General features: G+C 71.3%; 18 protein-coding genes. 11 read left to right on the forward strand and 7 right to left on the reverse strand.

Annotated elements, in window-relative coordinates:
* Positions 1–15: 15 nt before the first annotated feature.
* Positions 16–2,634, reverse strand: coding sequence for an MXAN_6230/SCO0854 family RING domain-containing protein (locus AB0O21_RS23995; protein WP_365173669.1), 2,619 nt, complete (start codon positions 2,632–2,634; stop codon positions 16–18).
* Between the two features lie 148 nt (positions 2,635–2,782).
* Positions 2,783–3,406 (reverse strand): TetR family transcriptional regulator, encoded by a 624-nt coding sequence (locus AB0O21_RS24000; RefSeq protein ID WP_365173671.1) that lies wholly within the window; start codon positions 3,404–3,406, stop codon positions 2,783–2,785.
* A 125-nt stretch (positions 3,407–3,531) separates the two neighbouring features.
* Between AB0O21_RS24000 and AB0O21_RS24005 the strand changes: the two genes are divergently transcribed.
* Genes AB0O21_RS24005 through AB0O21_RS24020 form a run of 4 tightly spaced genes read left to right on the forward strand, consistent with a single transcriptional unit; the run spans position 3,532 to position 7,738 of the window.
* Positions 3,532–4,329 carry an acetoacetate decarboxylase family protein gene (locus AB0O21_RS24005; protein ID WP_365173674.1) on the forward strand — a complete coding sequence of 266 codons (798 nt, stop codon included), beginning with the start codon at positions 3,532–3,534 and terminating at the stop codon, positions 4,327–4,329.
* A 1-nt stretch (position 4,330) separates the two neighbouring features.
* Positions 4,331–5,215, forward strand: a complete 885-nt coding sequence (locus AB0O21_RS24010) for an SDR family NAD(P)-dependent oxidoreductase (RefSeq protein WP_365173676.1) — start codon at positions 4,331–4,333, stop codon at positions 5,213–5,215.
* 10 nt (positions 5,216–5,225) lie between these two features.
* Complete coding sequence (locus AB0O21_RS24015; RefSeq protein ID WP_365173678.1) at positions 5,226–6,518, forward strand: amidohydrolase family protein; 1,293 nt, start codon at positions 5,226–5,228, stop codon at positions 6,516–6,518.
* Positions 6,515–7,738: an amidohydrolase family protein gene (locus AB0O21_RS24020; RefSeq protein WP_365173680.1), complete on the forward strand. Its 1,224-nt coding sequence runs from the start codon at positions 6,515–6,517 to the stop codon at positions 7,736–7,738. The genes AB0O21_RS24015 and AB0O21_RS24020 overlap by 4 nt, the downstream gene beginning before the upstream one ends.
* A 22-nt stretch (positions 7,739–7,760) precedes the next feature.
* On the opposite strand, the gene AB0O21_RS24025 is transcribed toward AB0O21_RS24020, so the two are convergent.
* The gene (locus tag AB0O21_RS24025) at positions 7,761–10,847 is read right to left on the reverse strand and encodes an NACHT domain-containing protein (RefSeq protein ID WP_365173683.1); all 3,087 of its coding nucleotides are present in this window, start codon (positions 10,845–10,847) and stop codon (positions 7,761–7,763) included.
* 93 nt (positions 10,848–10,940) lie between these two features.
* On the opposite strand from AB0O21_RS24025, the gene AB0O21_RS24030 reads away from it, so the two are divergent.
* The 3 genes from AB0O21_RS24030 to AB0O21_RS24040 all read left to right on the forward strand — a co-directional run bounded on the left by AB0O21_RS24030 (position 10,941) and on the right by AB0O21_RS24040 (position 13,612).
* Positions 10,941–11,825, forward strand: coding sequence for a sterol desaturase family protein (locus AB0O21_RS24030; RefSeq protein WP_365173685.1), 885 nt, complete (start codon positions 10,941–10,943; stop codon positions 11,823–11,825).
* An 80-nt stretch (positions 11,826–11,905) separates the two neighbouring features.
* The gene (locus AB0O21_RS24035; protein WP_365173788.1) at positions 11,906–12,517 is read left to right on the forward strand and encodes a lysoplasmalogenase; all 612 of its coding nucleotides are present in this window, start codon (positions 11,906–11,908) and stop codon (positions 12,515–12,517) included.
* Between the two features lie 51 nt (positions 12,518–12,568).
* On the forward strand, positions 12,569–13,612 hold the full coding sequence (locus AB0O21_RS24040; protein ID WP_365173687.1) for a zinc-dependent alcohol dehydrogenase family protein: 1,044 nt from the start codon (positions 12,569–12,571) through the stop codon (positions 13,610–13,612).
* Positions 13,613–13,682: 70 nt separating this feature from the next.
* Here AB0O21_RS24040 and AB0O21_RS24045 read toward each other — a convergent pair whose 3' ends face one another.
* Entirely contained in the window at positions 13,683–15,227 is a 1,545-nt protein-coding gene (locus AB0O21_RS24045) for a S8 family serine peptidase (RefSeq protein ID WP_365173690.1), read from the reverse strand.
* Positions 15,228–15,484: 257 nt separating this feature from the next.
* Between AB0O21_RS24045 and AB0O21_RS24050 the strand changes: the two genes are divergently transcribed.
* The 3 genes from AB0O21_RS24050 to moaA all read left to right on the forward strand — a co-directional run bounded on the left by AB0O21_RS24050 (position 15,485) and on the right by moaA (position 18,642).
* The gene (locus AB0O21_RS24050; RefSeq protein ID WP_365173692.1) at positions 15,485–15,850 is read left to right on the forward strand and encodes a DUF485 domain-containing protein; all 366 of its coding nucleotides are present in this window, start codon (positions 15,485–15,487) and stop codon (positions 15,848–15,850) included.
* A complete protein-coding gene (locus AB0O21_RS24055; protein WP_365173694.1) occupies positions 15,847–17,475 on the forward strand; it encodes a cation acetate symporter in 1,629 nt (542 codons plus the stop codon). The genes AB0O21_RS24050 and AB0O21_RS24055 overlap by 4 nt, the downstream gene beginning before the upstream one ends.
* A gap of 177 nt (positions 17,476–17,652) precedes the next feature.
* Positions 17,653–18,642, forward strand: a complete 990-nt coding sequence (gene moaA / locus AB0O21_RS24060; protein WP_365173696.1) for a GTP 3',8-cyclase MoaA — start codon at positions 17,653–17,655, stop codon at positions 18,640–18,642.
* 13 nt (positions 18,643–18,655) lie between these two features.
* On the opposite strand, the gene AB0O21_RS24065 is transcribed toward moaA, so the two are convergent.
* Both AB0O21_RS24065 and AB0O21_RS24070 read right to left on the reverse strand, forming a co-directional pair.
* Positions 18,656–18,898: a hypothetical protein gene (locus AB0O21_RS24065; protein WP_365173698.1), complete on the reverse strand. Its 243-nt coding sequence runs from the start codon at positions 18,896–18,898 to the stop codon at positions 18,656–18,658.
* A gap of 137 nt (positions 18,899–19,035) precedes the next feature.
* Entirely contained in the window at positions 19,036–19,377 is a 342-nt protein-coding gene (locus AB0O21_RS24070; RefSeq protein WP_365173701.1) for a DUF3099 domain-containing protein, read from the reverse strand.
* Between the two features lie 192 nt (positions 19,378–19,569).
* Between AB0O21_RS24070 and AB0O21_RS24075 the strand changes: the two genes are divergently transcribed.
* Positions 19,570–19,848 carry a GlsB/YeaQ/YmgE family stress response membrane protein gene (locus tag AB0O21_RS24075; RefSeq protein ID WP_365173703.1) on the forward strand — a complete coding sequence of 93 codons (279 nt, stop codon included), beginning with the start codon at positions 19,570–19,572 and terminating at the stop codon, positions 19,846–19,848.
* Between the two features lie 87 nt (positions 19,849–19,935).
* On the opposite strand, the gene tyrS is transcribed toward AB0O21_RS24075, so the two are convergent.
* Positions 19,936–21,204 (reverse strand): tyrosine--tRNA ligase, encoded by a 1,269-nt coding sequence (gene tyrS, locus AB0O21_RS24080; RefSeq protein ID WP_365173705.1) that lies wholly within the window; start codon positions 21,202–21,204, stop codon positions 19,936–19,938.
* Between the last annotated feature and the right edge of the window lie 45 nt (positions 21,205–21,249).

The raw sequence follows: 21,249 nt of genomic DNA on the forward strand, positions 1-21,249 counted from the left end.
GGCCGCGATGTCACCTCAGCCCAGTTCCGCCACCAGGTCCCCGGCCGTCACCGAGGTGAGCGCGGCGGGGACTTCGACGGTCCCGGGAAAGAGCCGGTACGCCGTTCCCGAAGCCCCCGTCGGGGCCGCGCCCCCGTGCACCAGGGCCAGGAACACCCGCTTGCCCGCGGCTGCTTCGGCGGCTGCCGCATCGGCGTCGCGGCACGCCCACAGCTCCTCCGGATCGCGGAGCGCGCCGATCCGGGCGGCGAAGCCCGCCACGTCCTCGTCCGGGCGGCGGCGGTGCACGCACAGCTCGTCGAACATCCCCGGTTCGACGACCCGGCGTACGACGGCCACCTCGCGGGAGCGCGCCGCGGCCCGCCACACCGCCAGGTCCCACATGCTCGTACGGACGCCCGCGCCGAAGTGCTCCCACACATCGCGGGCCACGGCAGCCAGCCGCTCCCCATGCGAGTCCACGCTCTGGAACCCGCCCGACGGCGGCAGGTGGACGTCCGTCCACAGGGCCCGGCGGGCCGAGAGGTCCACCACCATCGGCAGGCACGCCCGCGACTGCCCGGCGAGGTCGAAGCGCTGGCGGACGGTGCGCGGATCGTACGAGGAATCACGCGGGCGGTCCGCGGGCAGGGCCATGAAGCCCGCGAAGGCGTCCGGCAGCTCCTCGAAGGGCACGTTGTTGTAGCTGAAGACCAGCGGGACCGCGAACGCGTCGCCGTTCCGCGCGAGCGCGTCCAGGTCCAGGTCCACGTACTCGGTGGCGCCGTCCGGGGCGGGCGCCGAGGTGAGGTCGCCCGAGTGGACGGCGGCCCCGTGCGGCCCGTGCCGCAAGGTCGTGTAGTCGCACAGACCGGTGAACTTCCACTCGGCGTCGAAGAAGGCGACGGACAGGTCCAGGTCGGTGACCCGGCCCGCGGGCTCCGTCCAGTGCAGGAACAGCCGCAGCACCTCGCCCTCGGGCAGCGTCTGCACGCTGCCCCGCGGTACCGCCACCAGCGACTTGGCGGCGGTGCGCTCGCCGAAGGGCACCGTCAGGTCGGCGAGCCCGGAGTCGAGGACGGCCAGGTCGTACGGCTCGTCCCCGGCGGCACCGAACCGCCGCAGCACCTCGGCCTCCAGCCGGTCCGTGACCGCCCCGACGAGCGGCGCGGGCAGCGGGGCCCGCTCCTCCCGCGCCACCAGGGCGTGGGTGACCTGGCCGCGCGGGAAGAACACCCGCCGCCCGCCGCGGCGGTCCTCGGCCCGGGTCCGCAGCGCGCCGAGCGCGGACAGCAGCGGGCCCGCGCCGACGGAGGGCAGCCCGCGCGTCAGCGCCCGCTCCAGTTCGGGGACGAGCTCCTCACCCTCGTGCAGGCGCAGCAGCTGGTCCAGGCGGCGTACGAGTTCACCCGCCCGCTGCCCGGCCAGCGCGGCGGCCGCCCCCGCGTCCCCCTGCGCGACGGCAGCCTCGATCCGGCCGGCCCAGGTGGCGGGCCGGATCCGGTCGCCGTCCACGCGGACGGCGTCCGGGTACGCGGCAGCCGTCTCCAGCAGTGCCGCGCCGAGCGGTGTGGCGGCGGACACGGTGGTGCCCCGCAGCACGGCGAAGGCCAGCGCGGCCCGCGGGTGGCGGGCGTGCTGCTCGAAGGGGTGCAGGCGCTCGGCGGCCCGCTTCCAGCCGGCGGGGTGCCGCAGCAGGTCCTCGACCAGGTGCTCCGGGTTCAACGCGTCGAGCACCGAGAGGAGTTCCCGGCGCAGCGGCCGCCCGACCCTCGCGAACCGGGGCAGCGGCAGCAGGCCCGCCTCGCCGCCGGAGAGCACGGCGAGCAGCCGCAGCACGTCGGTGGCGGTGGTGAGGCGCGCGGCGAGCAGCGGCCGCACCGCGTCCTCGGTCCGCCAGTCGCCCAGCAGGGTGCCGAGGAGCAGCGCCTTGGTCTCCCGTACGGGGATCTCCTCGGGCAGCCAGCCGAGGTCCGCCGGGGCAGCGGGGAGCAGGAGGGCCAGGTCGTCGCGGTCCTCGGGGGACAGCGGGGTCTGCCGGGCGAGCAGCGAGGCGATCGCTCGGGCGCAGTCGCCCGGCTGATCGGTGCCGAGCCGGAGCAGCCGCAGCGGGCCCGCCGGCAGGGTCTTGCCCTTCTTGTCCTTGCCCTTGTCGGCGTCCGGGCGCAGGAAGGGGTCGGCGGGGTCGACGCGCCGGTGGCAGACCGGGCAGCCGGTGTAGTCGGCGCCGTCCCAGCAGGTGCGGCACACCAGGTGGGCGCAGGGGGCGACGGGGTGGACCGTGCCGCTCTCGCCGCACAGCACGCACGGCTGCTCGGGCTCCTGGAGCAGCAGGGCGAACACGCGGCTGACGTACCAGTGCTCGGTGTCCCGGGGGATGGAGAAGGGGAAGCGGCGGAAGAGCGGCTTGTGCACCCGGTCGGCGCCCATCAGCTCGTCCACCAGCGCGAGCAGCCGCAGCCGCTCCTCGGCGAGGTCGGTCGGCGCGAGCGCCGAGAGCGCCGCGTGCAGCTCCGCGCTCAGCGCGTGGCCGCGTTCGAGGAGTTCGCCCTCCAGGGGCCGTACCCCTTCGGGTCCGGGCGAGGCGGCGGCCGGCGGCCGGTCGACGTGGACGGTGGCGAGCCGGCGCAGCAGGACGGACTCGATGGCAGGCACTGGTGGATTCCCTCCGCGAATGGCAAAGCGGGGGCGGAGAGTGGGCGCGCGGGTCTTTTTCTTAAAAGGAGAATGAGAAGGATGCACGCCGGGGAGCCGCCCCCGCGGAGCCGATCCCATCACGGGACGGGGTGCCGGGGCAATGTGATTATCCGTGCGGTGTGAGCAGGGTGGCGGTCAGGGCCTGAACGGACAGCAGGAACAGCCGTTCCGGATCGGCCGGCCGGGCCAGGGCGCGGGCGAGGGCCGGGTCGTGCGGGGCCGCGGCCGGGTCCCAGAGCTCGCTCTCGGCGGGCGACTGGGCGGGGGAGCGTTCGCGATTGCGCTCGACGAGCAGGAAGCCGACGATCTGGAACTGGATCGCGCGCACCACGTCGGCCGCCCGCGCCCCGCGCAGTCCCGCGACGTGCACCTCGTGGACGAGGGCCTGCTGCGCGGGCAGGAACATCCGCTCGGTGAGCCCGCGCTCGTGGACCATCGCGATCAGGTGCGGGCGCTCGCGCAGCTCGCGGCGCAGGATCCGGGCCACCGACAGGATCCGCTCGGCGGGGGTGCGGCCGGCCGGCCTGATCGCACCCATCTCCTCCACGGTCCGCTCCACCAGGGCGTCCAGCAGCTGCTCGCGGTTGCCGACGTGCCAGTAGATGGAGGTCACCGCGGTCCCCAGCTCGGCGGCGAGCTTGCGCATGGTGAGGGCGGCCGGACCGTGCTGCTTGACCAGGGACGTGGCGGCGTCCAGTACCTCGTCACGGGTCAGCGTGCTTCTGGCCATGGAGCGGGCCCACCCATCTGTCGGTCCGTCAGTTCTGGTGCGTGCACGGGTCTTTACCCTTCATCGGTGGCGGTGTAACTGTGTTACAGAACCGTCCCCCGCTCAAGACAAGGGTGGTGCGAAACATGGCACGCGTACGGTACGGAGCGCGAAGCGAGGCCGAGATCGCGGCGTCGCGCGAGAAGAGTTCCAACCTCCCCGACATCTGGTCCACCGGCGTCGTCGCCGTCTGGGAGACCGACCCCGACGTGGTGGCGGCGGTCCTCCCGCCCCCGCTCAAGCCCGCCGAGCGGCCCCTCGTACGGGCCAACATCAGCAAGGTCGACCTGCCCGGCTACCCGCTCGGCGCCGGCTCGGTGGCGGTCGCCGCCCAGCACGGCGGGGTCGAGGGCTGGTACCCGCTGGTCATGCCGATGAGCCTGGAGCGCGCCCTGATCGGCGGCCGCGAGGTCTTCGGCGAGCCGAAGAAGCTGGGCGAGATCACCGTCGAGCGCGAGGGCCTCGTCGTACGGGCCTCCCTCGCCCGGCACGGGATCGCCTTCGTGGAGGTGCGCGGGGCGGTGGACCGCGAGCTGCCGCTGCCCGAGCCCGCCCAGAAGGTCGACTTCTACTTCAAGTTCCTGCCCGCGGTGGACGGTTCGGGCTTCGACGCCGACCCGGTGCTCGTGCACTGCACGCGCAACGAGAAGGTCCGCAAGCTGGAGCACATCACCGGTGACGTGGTGCTGCGCGAGTCGATGTTCGACCCCATCGCCGACCTCCCGGTGCGCCGCGTCGTCGAGATCACCATCGGCGAGAAGACCACCGACCAGAAGGGCAAGGTCGTCGAACGGGTCAGCGCCCAGGCCCTGCTCCCGTACATCCACCAGCGCTACGACGACCCGATGCAGATCCTGGACGGCCCTCCGGAAGGCAGTGTCTGACATGCGACTCGAACCAGGACAGGTGGCCGTCGTCACCGGAGCCGCCAGCGGCATCGGCCTCGCGATGGCCCGGCGCTTCGCCGCCGAGGGTCTGAAGGTCGTCCTCGCCGACGTCGAGGAGGGCGCCCTGAACAAGGCCGCCGGGGAACTCGCCGCCGAGGGGGCGGAAGTCCTCGCGCGGATCGTGGACGTCAGCGACCGCGACTCGGTGATCTCGCTGGCCGACGCCGCGTACGAGGCCTTCGGCGCCGTACACGTGCTGTGCAACAACGCCGGCGTCGGCTCCGGCGCCGAGGGCCGGATGTGGGAGCACGAGCCCAACGACTGGAAATGGGCCTTCTCCGTCAACGTGTGGGGCGTCTTCCACGGCATCCAGGCCTTCGTCCCCCGCATGATCGCGGGCGGCGCCCCCGGCCACGTCGTCAACACCTCCTCCGGCGACGGCGGCATCGCCCCGCTGCCCACCGCCTCCGTGTACGCCGTCACCAAGGCGGCCGTCGTCACGATGACCGAGTCCCTCTACGCCCACCTCAAGGCGGAGGGCGCGGACGTCGGCGCCTCCGTCCTCTTCCCCGGACCGCACATGCTGCGCACCGGGCTGTGGGAGTCGCACCGCAACCGGCCCGAGCGGTACGCGAAGGAGCGGCCGCGCAAGTCCCCGTACCGCAGCCTCGACCAGTACGAGGCGGCCATGAAGAAGGCCGGCCACGAGGTGAACTTCACCCCCGTCGAGGAGGTCGCCGAGCACGTCGTCGACGGCATCCGCGCCGACCGCTTCTGGATGCTCCCGGCCAGCGAGCACAGCGACCGGCAGATCCGCGCCCGGTCGCAGTCGATGCTCGACCGCGCCAACCCCGCCTACCTGGAAAGCTTCATCCTCGACTGAGGGGCCCGCAGTGAGTGACACACCGTACGAAGACCCGTACCTCATCATCTCCTCCGACTGCCACGCGGGCCTGCCGACCGAGCAGTACCGCCCCTACCTCGATTCCCGCTTCCACCCCCAGTTCGACGAGTTCCTCGGCGAGCGCGACGCGCGCCGCGCGGAGGCCACCCGGCTGGGCGTCCGCAACGAGGCCTTCGCCGAGAAGTGGTTCCACGACCACGAGGAAGGCCTCAAGGGCGGCTGGGACACGGCGCAGCGGCTGAAGGAGCTCGACGGCGACGGCGTGGCCGCCGAGGTCGTCTTCCCCGACGCGGACGCCGTCGACAGCCAGACCGCGGCCCCCTTCGGCGTCGGCCTCGGCCTCTCCGGCGACCAGGACCCCGAACTCGGCATGGCGGGCGCGCAGGCGCACAACCGGTGGCTGGCGGAGTTCGTCTCGCAGACCCCCGAACGCCACTGCGGCGTCGCGCTGCTCCCCATCACCGGCGAGCCGGACAAGGTCGTCGCCGAGATATACCGGGCCAAGGAGTCCGGGCTGGGCGCGCTGATGATCCCCGCGATGTGGGTGGACAAGGCGCCCTACCACGACCGCCGCTACGACCCCGTCTGGGCGGCGGCGGCCGAGACCGCGATGCCGATCGTCACCCACTCCGGCTCCTCGCCGCGCCACGAGTACGGCGACCACCTCGGCATCTTCGTCTCCGAGGTCACCTGGTGGCCGTCGCGCCCGCTGTGGTTCCTGCTGTGGTCCGGGGTCTTCGAGCGGCACCCGGGCCTCAAGTTCGGCGTCGCCGAGTCGGGCTGCTGGTGGCTCCCGAACCAGCTGTGGTTCATGGACCGCCTCTACCTCGGCGCGCACGGCGGCAAGAAGCTCTCCCCGTTCGAGGAGCTGAAGCGCCCGCCGAGCGAGTACCTGGACCGCCAGGTCTTCATCTGCGCGACGAACACCAAGCGCCGGGAGCTCGCCCAGCGCTACGAGATCGGCGTGGACAACATCCTGTGGGGCTCGGACTTCCCGCACCCCGAGGGCACCTGGCCGGACACCCGGAACTGGCTGAAGAAGACCTTCCACGACATCCCGGTCGACGAGACCCGCCGGATGCTGGGCCTTGCCGCGGCCGAGGTCTTCGGCTTCGACACGGAGAAACTGGCCCCGATCGCCCGCCGGATCGGCCCCACCCCGGCCGAGCTGGGCCAGTCGCCCGACCAGGCGGCGGTGGCGGCCTCCTGGGCCCGCTCCCGCGAGGTGGGCCGGCACTGGCTGACGGACAACGACTTCCCGGTCATGGGGGTGAACCAGTGACGTCCGAAGACCGCTACACGGTCATCTCGGCGGACTGCCACGCGGGCGCCGACCTGCTGGACTACAAGCCGTACCTGGAGAAGCGCCACCACGACGAGTTCGACGCCTGGGCCGCCACGTACGTGAACCCGTACGAGGACCTCCTCGCGGACACGGCGGACCGGAACTGGAACTCGGCGCGGAGGTTGTCCGAACTCGAAGCGGACGGCATCGTCGCGGAAGTCCTCTTCCCGAACACCATCCCGCCGTTCTTCCCCAAGGCCTCCCTGATGGCCCAGCCCCCGACGGCCGCGGAGTACGCGATGCGGTGGGCCGGGCTCCAGGCCCACAACCGCTGGCTGGCGGACTTCTGCGCGGACGCGCCGGGCCGGCGCGCGGGCGTGGTCCAGATCCTCCTCAACGACGTGGACGCGGCGGTCGCGGAGATCCGCCGCACCCGGAACGCGGGCCTCACCGGCGGCATCCTGCTGCCCGGCGTCCCGCCCGGCTCCACGGTCCCCGAGCTCTACTCGGCCGTGTACGACCCGATCTGGGCGGTCTGCGACGAGCTGGACGTCCCGGTCAACCACCACGGCGGCTCGGCCTCGCCCCCGCTCGGGGACGAACCCGCCGCCCGGGCCGTCTTCATGGTCGAAACCACCTGGTTCTCGCACCGCGCCCTGTGGCACCTCATCTTCGGCGGCGCCTTCCGCCGGCACCCCGGCCTCAAGCTGGTCCTGACGGAGCAGGGCTCCGGCTGGATCCCGGGCGTGATGGAGATGCTGGACTACTACCACGGCCGCCTGGTCGCGGCCTCGTCCACGGCCGAGTCCAAGTTCGGGGCGGGCCTCGCGGAGTCCATGGGCAAGGGCCCGAGCGAGGTGTGGCGGGACAACTGCTTCGTGGGAGCGAGCTTCATGCGCCCCCACGAGGTCCCGCTGCGCGACCGGATCGGCCTCGACAAGATCATGTGGGGCAGCGACTACCCCCACGACGAGGGCACGACCCCCTTCTCCCGCGAAGGCCTCCGCATCGCCTACGCGGGCCTCCCGCGCGAGGAGGTCGCGGCGATGGTCGGCGGCAACGCGGCCCGCGTGTACGGCTTCGACCTGTCCCTGCTGGACGCGGTGGCGGCGAAGCACGGCCCGCTGGTCTCGGAGATCGCCGAGCCGCTGACGCAGGTCCCGGAGGGGGCCACCAGCCCGGCGTTCGCCCGAGGGGGGTCGGTCCGGGTCTGGTAGCCCTCCGGTCCCGACGGGCGGCTCAGGATCGGCTGACCCGGAGCCGCCCGTCGGGAAACTGCTCGCTGCCGAGGACGGGGCTGCCGCCCGACAGGGTGATCTGCAGTTGCTGCAGGTCTGCCAGCGGGCTGAGGTCGACCGGCCCGTTGCACTGGTGGATGCTGAGGTGTGTCAGATTCGGCATGTCACGCAGTGGTTCGAGCCCGGTCGTGAGGGTGCTCGAGCCCAGATAGAGGTCGCTGATCCGTTGATGGGGGACCAAGGTGCCGAGATCGAGTCCGGACTGGAAGAGGACCTGAAGGGTCCGCAGCTGCGGCAACGGCCCCAGCCGCGCCAGCTGTGCGCTCTGCTCGTCCCCGGAGACGGTCAGCCAGTCCAGGCCGTCCCGGAAGCGCTCGAGCCCGTCCAGGCTGACGTGCCGAGCACCTCGGTAGAGCCCGAGGCCGGTCAGTGCGGCGGTTACCGGCAGATCGGCGACGCGTTCCAGGGCCGGGACGAAGTCCAGGCCGAGGTGGGTCAGCGATGCCAGGTCGGCGACCGGAGCGAGATCGAGTCCGTCCTGGAGCCGGTACAGGTACAACGTGTCGAGCGCGAGCCCGCGGAGCCCGTCGAGGCGTGTACCAGGGCAGGCGTCCAGTCCCAGTAGGGTGAGCCGGCTCTGCCCCGACAGCGCCGAGAGGTCACCCAGCCGGGGATTGTCCCGGAAGTACACGCGCTCGAGATCCGGATGGGCCAGCAGGTGCGGCGGGATGCCGAAGTCGCCTTCGAGGGTGATGCGCTTGAGGTGTGGCAGCCGGGGCAGCTGGGCCAGCTGCTCGGCGGCGTGTATCTGGAGGAAGGCATCCGAACCCAGCGAGCTGCCGGCCAGCACTGCCTCCGCGTACTCGGCCGCGTCGAACCTGCGCCATCCACCGGACAATTCGTAACAGACGGGGAATCGGGTGTCCTCGCGGAATGCCGCGATCAGTTCAAGGGCGCGCGGTCCGCCCACGAGTGCTGCCGTCTTGACCGTCGTTGCGGCCTCGTAGTCGGTCAGATCGGCCGGCTGCGGCAGCAGCTCCAGGACCAGCTCTCCCACCTTGGCCAGCTCTTCCGCCTGCTCCAGACTCTTCGGCGGCAGCAGCGCCGCCGTGCGCCGCTCGATGTCCGACCGGACTCCCGGGTCGAGTTCAGGGGCGTGCTCCAGACACGCCGCGGTCAGCAGGACCAGCCTGCTCCGGTCCCGTTTCACGCGGTCGGCGCGACGCAGCAGCTGTCGCAGGATCCGGGCACGTTCGTCGGGCCGCGCGTGCCCCACCGCCATGCGTACGACGTCGTCCCAGGTGTCGTCGTGCGCGTTCTGTACGAGGACGCCGAAGTCGCGCGCCTCGACGGCGGCCTTGGCGCCGAGGTAGTCCTGGAAGGTGCGGTGGACGAAGTCCACCGAGCCCTTCACCGGTTCGCGGAGCAGCCCACTGCGGATCAGCAGGTGGGTGAAGACTCGCGCGGTGCTGCCCTGTGCCCGGACCTGCGGCATCGCGTCCAGCCACTCGTCGATCATCTCGATCGCTTCGTCCCGCGCGGCCTCCACCTGACCGTTTCGGATCAGCCAGTACGCGAGCCTCTGCTCGTCCCTGGTGAGCTGGACCCCCTCGACGCCGATGATCTCCCGTTCCGTGTCCCGTCGGACCAGCAGCATGTCCAGCGCCGCGTCGTACAGCTCCTTGCGGGCCCTGGGGAGCTGCATCCGCCGGTCCCGGTTCAGTGCGCACAGCAGCGCGCACATCAGGGGATTGGTCGCGAGCCGGCTCAGATCCCGCCGTGCGCTCACCGCCTCCTGCAAGGACGTCTCGTACGCGCCGATGTCCTCACCGGCAGATCGGCCCTCCTCGCGCGCCGCTGTGTGCCAGTGCGAGATGAACGCCCTGATGTCCTCCCGTTCCATCGGCAGCAGCGAGTGCGGGGTGAAGGCCTGACCGGCCAGCCAGGTCTCCGGCACCGCCGACGGACGGGTCGTCACCAGGTAGCGGGCCTTGGGGAAGGCGGCGATGAGAGCGCGCAGCCAGTTCTCGGTACGAGTGCGCAGCCGCTGCGGCACCTCGTCCACGCCGTCCACGAGCACCAATGCCCGGCCGCTCAGCATGAGTTCCTCGACCCAGCCGGCCGGGGCCGTCAGCGGTATGCCGGAGGACGGCAGGAACTCCTCCGGCAGCGGCAGATTCTCGGCCGAGGTGAAGGACCGCAGGCGCAGGATGAACGGCACGCACGTGTTCCACGACTGCATCTCGGGGCCGAAGCTGCGCTGTGCGGCGTTCAGGGCCAGCCACTGCACCAGTGTGCTCTTGCCGGAGCCCGCCGGGCCGCGCAGCAGCACGCGGTCCGCGGCTCCGAGGGCCTGCTCCGCTTTGACCGAGGTCTGGCGCACCCGGGGTTCGCCCGTTACGAGTTGCTGCTCACTGCTCACCGTCAGGCTGATGTAGGCGAGGTCCAGCGGCCACTCCTGCTGTGCCCGGCTCGCAGTCAGTCCGAACAACTCGAGGCGGCCGTGCGTGCGGGCGATGTACTCGGCGTACCGCTCCTCGAAGGCGTACGCGGCCCCGCTGCCGCTGCCGCCGAGCCGGTCCACCGCCCGCGCCAACTCGCCCGTCCGCCGCACCAGTTCCACGTCCGCCCGGGCCTCGAAGCCCGGCAGGGTCGTCGCGTACTCCACCGCGTGCGCACAGCACAGGGCGATCAGGCGGCCGTACAGGCCCTCGGCGGCCCCGCTCAGGCCCGGTGGGGGCGGCGGCAGCGAGGCCGCCAGGGCCGTCGGGTCGAGGTCCGCCGCGAAGAGGGCCGCCGCGTCCAGCGGGCCGAGAGAGGCGAAGGCGTCGCCGACCGCTTCCACCGCCGCCAGGCGTTCGTGCTCCGGGAGCGCCCCGCACGCCGGGCCCAGGCGGGCCGCCAGGGTCTCCGTCAGGCGGCGGATCTCCGCGCCGCCCAGCTCCGCCGGCGGCTTGCGCCAGCGCGCCGCCGGGCTCGCCGGGTCCGCCGCCAGGCCCGCCCCCGGGGCCCGCGCCAGGAGCGACTTCAGCAGCGCCCCCGCCGCCGTGCCCGCCACCCGTAAGAGAACGGTCTCGAAACCCGTCATCCCCCACCCTCTCCGAACCCTCGGTAACCCGGATGGATACCGATCGGTAACAACCTCTAGCGGCACCCCGGAAAGCGCCTCTATGGTGCGGACATGCCGAACCTGCCCGATGTCGTGCTGTGGTCCATACCCGCCTTCGTACTGCTCACCGTCATCGAGTTGGTGAGCTACCGCCTCCATCCCGACGAGGATGCCGCCGGGTACGAGACCAAGGATGCCGTCACCAGTCTCGGCATGGGCATCGGCAGCATCGGTTTCGACCTCCTCTGGAAGATCCCGGTCGTCGCGATCTACACCGCCGTCTACGAGCTGACCCCGCTGCGCGTGCCGTTCCTGTGGTGGACGTTCCCGCTCATGCTGCTCGCGCAGGACTTCTGCTACTACTGGCAGCACCGCGGGCACCACGTCATCCGCATCCTCTGGGCCTGCCACGTCGTCCACCACAGCAGCCGCAAGTTCAACCTCACCACCGCCCTGCGCCAGCCGTGGACCAGCGGCACCTCCTGGCCGTTCTACCTGCCGATGATCGCCCTCGGCGTGCACCCGGCCGCCATCGCGTTCTGCTACTCCGTCAACCTCGTCTACCAGTTCTGGATCCACACCGAACGCATAGACAAGCTGCCGCGGCCCTTCGAGTTCGTCTTCAACACCCCCTCCCACCACCGCGTCCACCACGCCTCCCAGGGCGGCTACCTGGACCGCAACTTCGGCGGGATCCTGATCATCTGGGACCGGATGTTCGGCTCCTGGGTGGGCGAGACCGACAAGCCCGTCTTCGGGCTGACCAAGAACATCAGCACCTACAACCCGCTGCGCGTGGCCACCCACGAGTACGCCGCCATCGCCCGCGACGTCCGGGCCGCCGCCGGCTGGCGCGAGCGGGCCGGGCGGGTCTTCCGCGGCCCCGGCTGGCAGCCCGCCGCCGCGCAGCCGGCCCCGCAGGGCACCGCCCCCGCCGCCTCGGAGTCCGCCGCGTGAGCCCGCGCACCGTCCCGGCGTGGGCCGCCGGACAGGACCGCCGGGCGGCACGCCATGCACGACTCGGGCGCATCGCGCTCATCGGCTTCGCGCTGGCCACCGCCGTCGACCTCGGCTCGCTGCTCGCGGGCTGGCACCTCGGCCACGTCATCGCCAAGCCGCTGCTGATGCCGCTGCTCGTCGCGTACGTGATCGCGCGCGGCGGCGCGCCCCGCCTGCTGGTCGCCGCCCTGCTGGTCGCCGCCCTGCTGTTCGGCTGGGGCGGAGACCTGGCCCTGCTCTTCGACGCCGAGCCCGCCTTCCTCGTGGGCATGGGCTCCTTCGCCGCCGGGCACGTCTGCTACCTCGTGCTCTTCGGCAAGCGCGCCGCGAACCCGCTGCTCGGGGGCGCGTACGTGCTCGCGCTCGTCGGGACCGTCACGATGCTCTGGGCGGACCTCCCGGCGGACCTGCGCATCCCGGTCGCCGGCTACAGCCTGCTGCTCACCGCCATGGCCTACCGCGCCAGCGCGCTGGGCCCGCGGGCCGGGATCGGCGGGGCGCTGTTCCTGCTCTCCGACACCCTCATCGCCACCGGGGTCGCCGAATGGCCCCAGCTGCCCCGGCCGGACTTCTGGATCATGGCCACGTACATCGCGGCCCAGTACCTCCTCGCCACCGGCGCGACCAGCCGGGAAGCAGGCGTACGGTAGGGGGAGTCTTACAAGACTCAACCAATCCCCGAGCCGGAGGACTGCACCACCATGCGCGCCACCGTCATCCACGCCCCGCACGACATCCGCGTGGAGGAGGTGCCCGACGCCGCGATCCAGCGCCCCGAGGACGCCGTCGTCCGCGTCCTGCGCGCCTGCATCTGCGGCAGCGACCTGTGGGCCTACCGCGGCGAGGCCGAGCGGCAGCCCGGCCAGCGGATCGGCCACGAGTTCCTCGGTGTCGTCGAGGAGACCGGCTCCGCGGTGAGCGGGCTGAAGGCAGGGGACCTCGTCGTCGCCCCCTTCATGTGGTCCGACGGCACCTGCGACTACTGCTCCGAGGGCCTGTACACCTCCTGCGTGCACGGCGGCTTCTGGGGCTCGGTCGGCCACGACGGCGGCCAGGGCGAGGCCGTCCGCGTCCCGCACGCGGACGGCACCCTGGTGAAGCTGCCCGCCGACGCGGTCTCCGACGACCACCTGCTGACCGGGCTGCTCGCGCTCTCCGACGTCATGGGCACCGGCCACCACGCGGCGCTGGGCGCCGGCGTGCGCAAGGGCTCCACGGTCGCCGTCGTCGGCGACGGCGCGGTCGGCCTGTGCGGCGTCCTCGCGGCTAAGCGGCTCGGCGCCGACCGGATCATCGCACTGGGCCGCCACGCGGCCCGTACGGACATCGCGAAGCTGTTCGGCGCCACCGACGTCGTCGCCGAGCGCGGCGAGGCGGCCGAGGCGGCCGTCCGCGAGCTCACCGGCGGCCAGGGCGCGCACGCGGTGATCGAGGCCGTCGGCACCGAGCAGTCCATGCGCACCGCCGTGAACATCACCCGCGACGGCGGGGCCATCGGCTACGTCGGCGTCCCGCACGGCAGCGGCACCGGCCTCGATCTCGGCGTGATGTTCGACCGCAACATCACCCTGCGCGGCGGCGTCGCCCCGGTCCGCGCGTACATCCCGGAGCTGCTGGCGGACGTGCTCAGCGGCGCGATCGACCCGGCGCCCGTCTTCGACCGGGCGGTCTCCCTGGACGAGGTCCCGGACGGCTACCGCGCGATGGACAACCGCAGCGCGCTCAAGGTCCTGATCAAGCCCTGACGGCCCGGCGCGCGTACGGGGAAGGGCCGGGTGGGGTGATCCCCGCCCGGCCCCTCTTCGTATCAGCCGGTTACTTGACGGCCTTCAGCGCGTCGACCACGCCGTAGCCGTAGTAGCCCGTCTGGCCCCACTTGCTCTGGCAGGTGGTGGCGTCGACCAGGGTGCCCGCGCTGTTGTATATCTGCGCCGGGCACTCCGCCTTCGTCGCCTGGGCCTTCAGCATCGCCTGGATCTGCGAAGGCGTGGCCGACGGGTGGGCGCTCTTGAGCAGCGCCGCGACGCCCGCGACGTGCGGGGCGGCCATCGAGGTGCCCTGCTTGTAGCCGTAGCCGCCGCCCAGGACGGTCGACAGCACGCGGCCGTTGGCGTCCGGGGTGGCCGGGATCTGCCACTTGTCGCCGCCGGGGCCGGCGACGTCCACGACGCCGAGGCCGTAGCTGGAGTAGTACGACTTCAGGCCCTTGTCACCCGTCGCCGACACCGTGACCACGCCCGGGAGCTGGGTGGGCAGGTCCAGGCAGACCTTGGGGTCGATGGTGCGCGGCCCCGGGGTCGTGTCGTTCGGGCTGGAGTCGTCGAGGATCGAGTCGCCGGCCAGGTCGTGGTTGGAGTTGCCGGCCGAGGCCACGTGCAGCGTGCCCTTGCGCTCGGCGTACTTGGTGGCCCGTCCGATGGCCTCCACCAGCGCCTTCTGGTCGTCGTCCGACTTGCAGTTGTAGAGCCAGGGGTCGACGTAGTAGCTGTTGTTGGTCACCTCGATCCCCTTCTCGGCGGCGAACATGAAGCCGCAGACGACCGCCTCGGTGTAGAAGAGGCTGGTCCCCGGCTCGCTCACCTTGATCGCGGCGATCTTCACGCCGGGCGCGACACCGCTGATGCCGACGCCGTTGCGCGGGGCCGCGATGGTGCCGGCCACGTGCGTGCCGTGGTCGCTGCCGTTCGCGTACGGACGCCAGGCGCCCTCGGTGGTGTCGGCGACGCCGCCGACGCAGTTGGCCGACTGCTCCTTGGAGAAGTTCGGCGCGAGATCGGGGTGAGTGTCGTCGACACCCGTGTCGATGACGCCCACCGTGACGTCCTGGCTGCCATCGTTGATCTTGTGAGCCTGATCGGCCTTGATCGTCCGCAGGTCCCACTGGTTGGGCTCCAGCGGCTCCTGACCCTCCTGGGCCGCCGCTGCCGCCTTGGCGGCGTCCGCCGCGCTCAGCTGCTGCGTGGCGCCCTCGTCGGTGGTCTGCACCGGCTGGAGGGGTGCCGTACGGGTGGCGCCGACCGAGGTGAACAGGCCGCGGTTGGCGCGCAGCGTCTTGGCGAAGTCGGGGTTCTGGGAGTGCGCGACGACGACCCCGATCTGCTCATAGGCCGTCACCACCGTTCCGCCGGCCCGCTCGATGGCCTTCTTCGCCGCCTGCACCGTGGCATACGTGTTCAGGTTCGCCACGTACGACAGCTCGGGGCCGGTGGTTCCGGCCTTCGAAGCCGCGGCCCCGTCCGCCGTGTTGCCCAGCGGAGCGGCTGACGCCGCGACCGAGGGCAGGAAGGCGAGCGAGGCGGTGAGCGCCAGGCCGACCGGTACGGCGAGAGCACGCCGGCGGCCGGATCCCAGATGAGCCATGGGTTCTCCACATCATCCTTGAAAAAGCCGTCCGTACGCGGTCGCGACGGACGGGTTCATGACAGGCGAACCTAGCGTTTTCGTTCCCCTCTGCGCCATCAGTTCGAGAAATCAGTTCCCGAAGAATCAGTGGGTGTTGAACCGTCGCGACACGCCGTCCGTGCCGTTGACAGGGGGGATCAGCACCACCGTCCCCCCGCACGGAGGTTGTTTTGTCCGTCTTCCCCACCGCACCAGCGTCACAAGGAGATTCCCCCGTGACCACCGAAGCAGCGCCGCCGCCGGGCAGCGCGGGAACGCCAACGGCGGGCCCCACGGCCGATGATTTCGCGAGCGTCCAGCAGAGCGCCGAGTTCGCCGAACTGCGCAGCTCCTACCGCTCCTTCGCCTTCCCGCTCACCGTGGCCTTCATCGCCTGGTACCTGCTCTACGTGCTGCTGTCCAACTACGCGGGCGGCTTCATGGGGACCAAGCTCTTCGGCAACATCAACGTCGCCCTCGTGCTCGGCCTCGCCCAGTTCGCGACGACCTTCCTCATCGCCTGGCTGTACTCGCGCCACGCGGCCTCCAAGCTCGACCCGAAGGCCTCGGCCATCAAGGCGCGGATGGAGGCCGGGGAATGAGCGGTGCGCTCCACTCGACCACGCTCGCGGCGGGTGCCGGCGAGCACCGTCCGCTGATCATCACCCTGTTCGGGCTGTTCGTCGTCGCCACCCTGATCATCACGATCTGGGCCGGCCGCCAGACCAAGGACGCCGCCGACTTCTACGCGGGCGGCCGCCAGTTCACCGGCTTCCAGAACGGGCTCGCCATCTCCGGCGACTACATGTCCGCCGCGTCCTTCCTCGGCATCGCCGGAGCCATCGCCCTCTTCGGCTACGACGGCTTCCTCTACTCCATCGGCTTCCTCGTCGCCTGGCTGGTCGCCCTGCTGCTCGTCGCCGAGCCGCTGCGCAACTCCGGCCGCTACACGATGGGCGACGTCCTCGCGTACCGGATGCGCCAGCGGCCCGTCCGCACCGCTGCCGGCACCTCCACCATCGTGGTCTCGATCTTCTACCTGCTCGCCCAGATGGCCGGCGCGGGCGTGCTCGTCTCGCTGCTCCTCGGCATCACCAGTGACGGCGGCAAGGTGGCGGTCGTCGCGCTCGTCGGCGTCCTGATGATCCTCTACGTGACCGTCGGCGGCATGAAGGGCACCACCTGGGTCCAGATGATCAAGGCCGTCCTGCTGATCGCGGGCGCCCTGCTGATCACCTTCCTGGTGCTGCTGAAGTTCAACTTCAACATCTCCGCACTGCTCGGCCAGGCAGCCGAGAACAGCGGCCAGGGCACGAAGTTCCTGGAGCCCGGACTCAAGTACGGCAAGGACTCGCTCACCAAGCTGGACTTCATCTCGCTCGGCCTCGCCCTGGTCCTGGGCACCGCCGGCCTGCCGCACATCCTGATCCGCTTCTACACCGTGCCCACGGCCAAGGCCGCCCGGAAGTCCGTGAACTGGGCCATCGGCATCATCGGCGCCTTCTACCTGATGACCATCGCCCTGGGCTTCGGCGCGGCCGCCCTGCTGGGGCGCGCCGACATCCTGGCGTCGAACAAGGCGGGCAACACGGCCGCCCCGCTGCTCGCCCAGGAGGTCGGCGGCGGCGCGGGCTCCACCGGCGGCGCGATCCTGCTCGCCGTGATCTCCGCGGTCGCCTTCGCCACCATCCTCGCCGTGGTCGCGGGACTCACCCTCGCTTCCTCCTCGTCCTTCGCGCACGACCTGTACGTCAACGTGATCCGCAAGGGGAACGCCACCGAGAAGGAGGAGGTGCGCGCCGCCCGCTGGTCCACCGTCGTGATCGGCGCCGTCGCCATCGGCCTCGGGGCGCTGGCCCGCGACATGAACGTGGCCGGCCTGGTCGCGCTCGCCTTCGCGGTCGCCGCCTCCGCCAACCTGCCGACGATCCTCTACAGCCTCTTCTGGAAGCGCTTCAGCACCCAGGGCGCGCTCTGGTCGATCTACGGCGGCCTGATCTCGGCGGTCGGCCTGGTGCTCTTCTCCCCGGTCGTCTCCGGCAAGCCGACCTCCATGTTCAAGGACGCCGACTTCTACTGGTTCCCGCTGGAGAACCCCGGCATCATCTCCATCCCGCTCGGCTTCCTGCTGGGCTGGCTGGGAACCGTCCTGTCCAAGGAGAAGGCCGACCCGCAGAAGTTCGCCGAGCTGGAGGTGCGCTCCCTCACCGGAACAGGGGCTCACTGACATCGTCCGAACACCCAGCGTGGCCGCGTCGTAGTTCTCTACGACGCGGCCGCGTTACGTCTCGTTCATTCGTGCGCGTCTACCGGACACGTGCGTCACGTAGTCTCGAAATAGAACGCGTGAAGTAGATCCAATCTCGCGCGTAGACCTACTTCCGGACAGGGGAGGGGGCCCACTGTGCTTCTCGACACCTACGGCCGCGTGGCCACTGACCTGCGCGTCTCGCTCACGGACCGGTGCAATCTGCGCTGTACCTACTGCATGCCCGAAGAGGGACTGCAGTGGCTCGGCAAGTCCGACCTGCTCAGCGACGACGAGATCGTCCGGCTGATCCGCATCGCGGTCACCCAGCTCGGCATCACCGAGGTGCGCTTCACCGGCGGCGAGCCGCTGCTCCGCCCCGGTCTGGTCGGGATCGTCGAGCAGTGCGCGGCCCTCGAGCCCCGTCCCAAGATGTCCCTCACCACCAACGGCATCGGCCTCAAGCGCACCGCGCAGGCCCTGAAGGCGGCCGGCCTGGACCGGGTGAACGTCTCCCTCGACACCCTGCGGCCCGACGTCTTCAAGACCCTCACCCGCCGCGACCGGCACAAGGACGTCATCGACGGCATGGCCGCGGCCCGCGAGGCGGGCCTGACCCCCGTCAAGGTCAACGCCGTCCTGATGCCCGGCCTGAACGACGACGAGGCCCCCGACCTGCTGGCCTGGGCCGTGGAGAACGAGTACGAGCTCCGCTTCATCGAGCAGATGCCGCTCGACGCCCAGCACGGCTGGAAGCGCGACGGCATGATCACCGCCGGTGACATCCTGGAGTCCCTGCGCACCCGCTTCTCCCTCACCGAGGAAGGCTCGGAGGAGCGCGGCTCCGCCCCGGCCGAGCGCTGGGTGGTCGACGACGGCCCGGCCACCGTCGGCGTCATCGCCTCGGTCACCCGCCCGTTCTGCGGCGCCTGCGACCGCACCCGGCTCACGGCCGACGGCCAGGTCCGTACGTGCCTTTTCGCCACCGAGGAGTCGGACCTGCGCGCCGCGCTGCGCTCGGGCGCCCCGGACGAGGAGATCGCCCGGCTCTGGAAGGTCGCGATGTGGGGCAAGAAGGCCGGGTCCGGCCTCGACGACCCGTCCTTCCTGCAGCCCGACCGCCCCATGTCGGCGATCGGCGGCTAGCCCGCAGGGCCGGTCAGCGTTCCGAGCCCTCCGGCTGCACCCACTCGTCGAGCTTCACGACGTCCTTGAGGAAACCGCGGACCCCCAGGAACTGGGACAGGTGTTCGCGGTGTTCCTCGCACGCCAGCCACGTCTTGCGCCGCTCGGGCGTGTGCAGCTTCGGGTTGTTCCACGCCAGGACCCAGACGGCCGCGTCGCGGCAGCCCTTGGCGGAGCAGGTGGGGATTTCGTCGGTGGGGTTATCGGGAGAGTTCACCGCACAACCCTAGAACGGAAAGGCGACGCCGAGCAGCCACGGGGGGAGCTGCCCGGCGTCGGTCCCGTCGCTCCGACGGGGGATGCGGAGCGCGTAGGCAGTATGTCACGCAGGACCCGCTGCGGTGCAGCGGAACTTCATGATTGATCTGAGCTTTTCCTGAGGTTTCCCGCGTCCAGTGCGGGCCGCACAGGCGCCGGGATGAAGTGGGAGGGCAGCGAGGGCGTCGACTCGCGCCCCGCGTTGGCGATGACCACCGCGACGTAGGGCAGCAGGGCGCCCGCCACCAGCGTCACGATCGCCACAGGACGCTGCACGTTCCACAGGAGCACCGTCGCGATGACCGACAGGGTCCTGATCCCCATCGAGATCACGTACCGCCGCTGCCGGCCCCGCACGTCCTCCGCGAGGGCCATCCGGGCCCCGGTGATCCGGAAGACCTCTGCCCCGTTCCGCTTCTGCCGCTTCGTCCGTGCCACCGCTCCACCACCCGATCACCCGCCGGACACTCCCCGGTCCGGACCGCCTCCCACCGTACGCCGCGCCCCCGGCCGGGAGGAGGGCGGGTGCCCCCGGGACTGCTCCGAATGGGGCCGCCCGAAATGCGAGCTACGCCGGACGGGTCGAGACTGGGCCCACGTGCGCACAACGCGCCAGGAGGAGGGCTCGACATGTCTTGGTTGTGGGCGATCATCGTCGGTTTCGTGCTGGGCCTGATAGCCAAGGCCATTCTGCCGGGCAAGCAGCACCAGCCCCTCTGGCTGACCACCCTCTTCGGCATCATCGGCTCGGTCCTCGGCAATGCCGTCGCCACCTGGATCGGCGTGGCCGACACCAGGGGCATCGACTGGACCCGCCACCTGCTGCAACTCGCGGGAGCCGTCCTCGTGGTCGGCCTCGGCGAAATGGCCTACAAATCGATGCGCGGCGGCAAGCGCCAGATGACCTGAGCGCGCATCGGAACACGGCGGAGGGGCCGGCCGGACTCATTGTCCGTACCGGCCCCTCCACCGTGCTGCGCGGCTCGCGACGGGGCGTCAGGCGCCCGTGACCTCCACCGCGGCCAGGTTCTTCTTGCCGCGGCGCAGCACCAGCCAGCGCCCGTGGATCAGGTCCTCCTTGGCGGGGACCGCGTCCTCGGCGGTGACCTTCACGTTGTTCACGTAGGCGCCGCCCTCCTTGATGGTCCGGCGCCCGGCCGACTTGCTCGCGACCAGGCCCGTCTCCGCGAGCAGGTCGACGACCAGGCCCGGCTCCGTCACCTTGGCGTGCGGCAGCTCCGACAGGGCCGCGGCCAGCGTGGCCTCGTCCAGGTCCGCCAGCTCGCCCTGACCGAACAGCGCCTTCGACGCGGCGATCACGGCGGCGCACTGGTCGGCGCCGTGCACCAGCGTCGTCAGCTCCTCGGCCAGCGCCCGCTGCGCGGCGCGTGCCTGCGGCCGCTCGGCGGTCTGCGCCTCCAGTGCCTCCAGCTCCTCACGGCTCTGGAAGGACAGGATCCGCATGTAGGTGGAGATGTCGCGGTCGTCCACGTTCAGCCAGAACTGGTAGAACGCGTACGGCGTGGTCATCTCCGGGTCGAGCCACACGGCCCCGCCCTCGGTCTTGCCGAACTTGGTGCCGTCCGCCTTGACCATCAGCGGCGTCGCCATCGCGTGGACGTGCGCCTCCGGCTCGACCCGGTGGATCAGGTCGAGGCCGGCCGTCAGGTTGCCCCACTGGTCGGAGCCGCCCTGCTGGAGGGTGCAGCCGTGGCGCCGGTACAGCTCCAGGAAGTCCATGCCCTGGAGCAGCTGGTAGCTGAACTCCGTGTAGCTGATGCCCTGGTCGGACTCCAGCCGCTTGGCGACCGAGTCCTTCGTCAGCATCTTGTTGACGCGGAAGTGCTTGCCGATGTCCCGCAGGAACTCGATGGCGGACATGCCCGCCGTCCAGTCCAGGTTGTTCACCATGACCGCCGCGTTCTCGCCCTCGAAGGACAGGAACGGCTCGATCTGCGAGCGCAGCCGGTTCACCCACTCCGCGATGACCGCGGGGTCGTTCAGGGTGCGCTCGGCGGTCGGGCGCGGGTCGCCGATCTGCCCGGTGGCCCCGCCGACCAGCGCCAGCGGCCGGTTGCCGGCCAGCTGGAGCCGACGCATCGTGAGCACCTGGACCAGGTGCCCGACGTGCAGCGAGGCCGCGGTCGGGTCATAGCCGCAATAGAAGGTGACGGGACCGTCCGCGAACGCCTTGCGCAGGGCCTCTTCGTCGGTGGACTGGGCGAAAAGCCCGCGCCACTTCAGCTCGTCGACGATGTCCGTCACGGTCTCTCGACTCCTTCAGGGGATGGAAGTTGCAACACTTAGTTG

It is taken from the genome of Streptomyces sp. NPDC091371 (genome assembly GCF_040684275.1).
GTDB lineage: Bacteria > Actinomycetota > Actinomycetes > Streptomycetales > Streptomycetaceae > Streptomyces.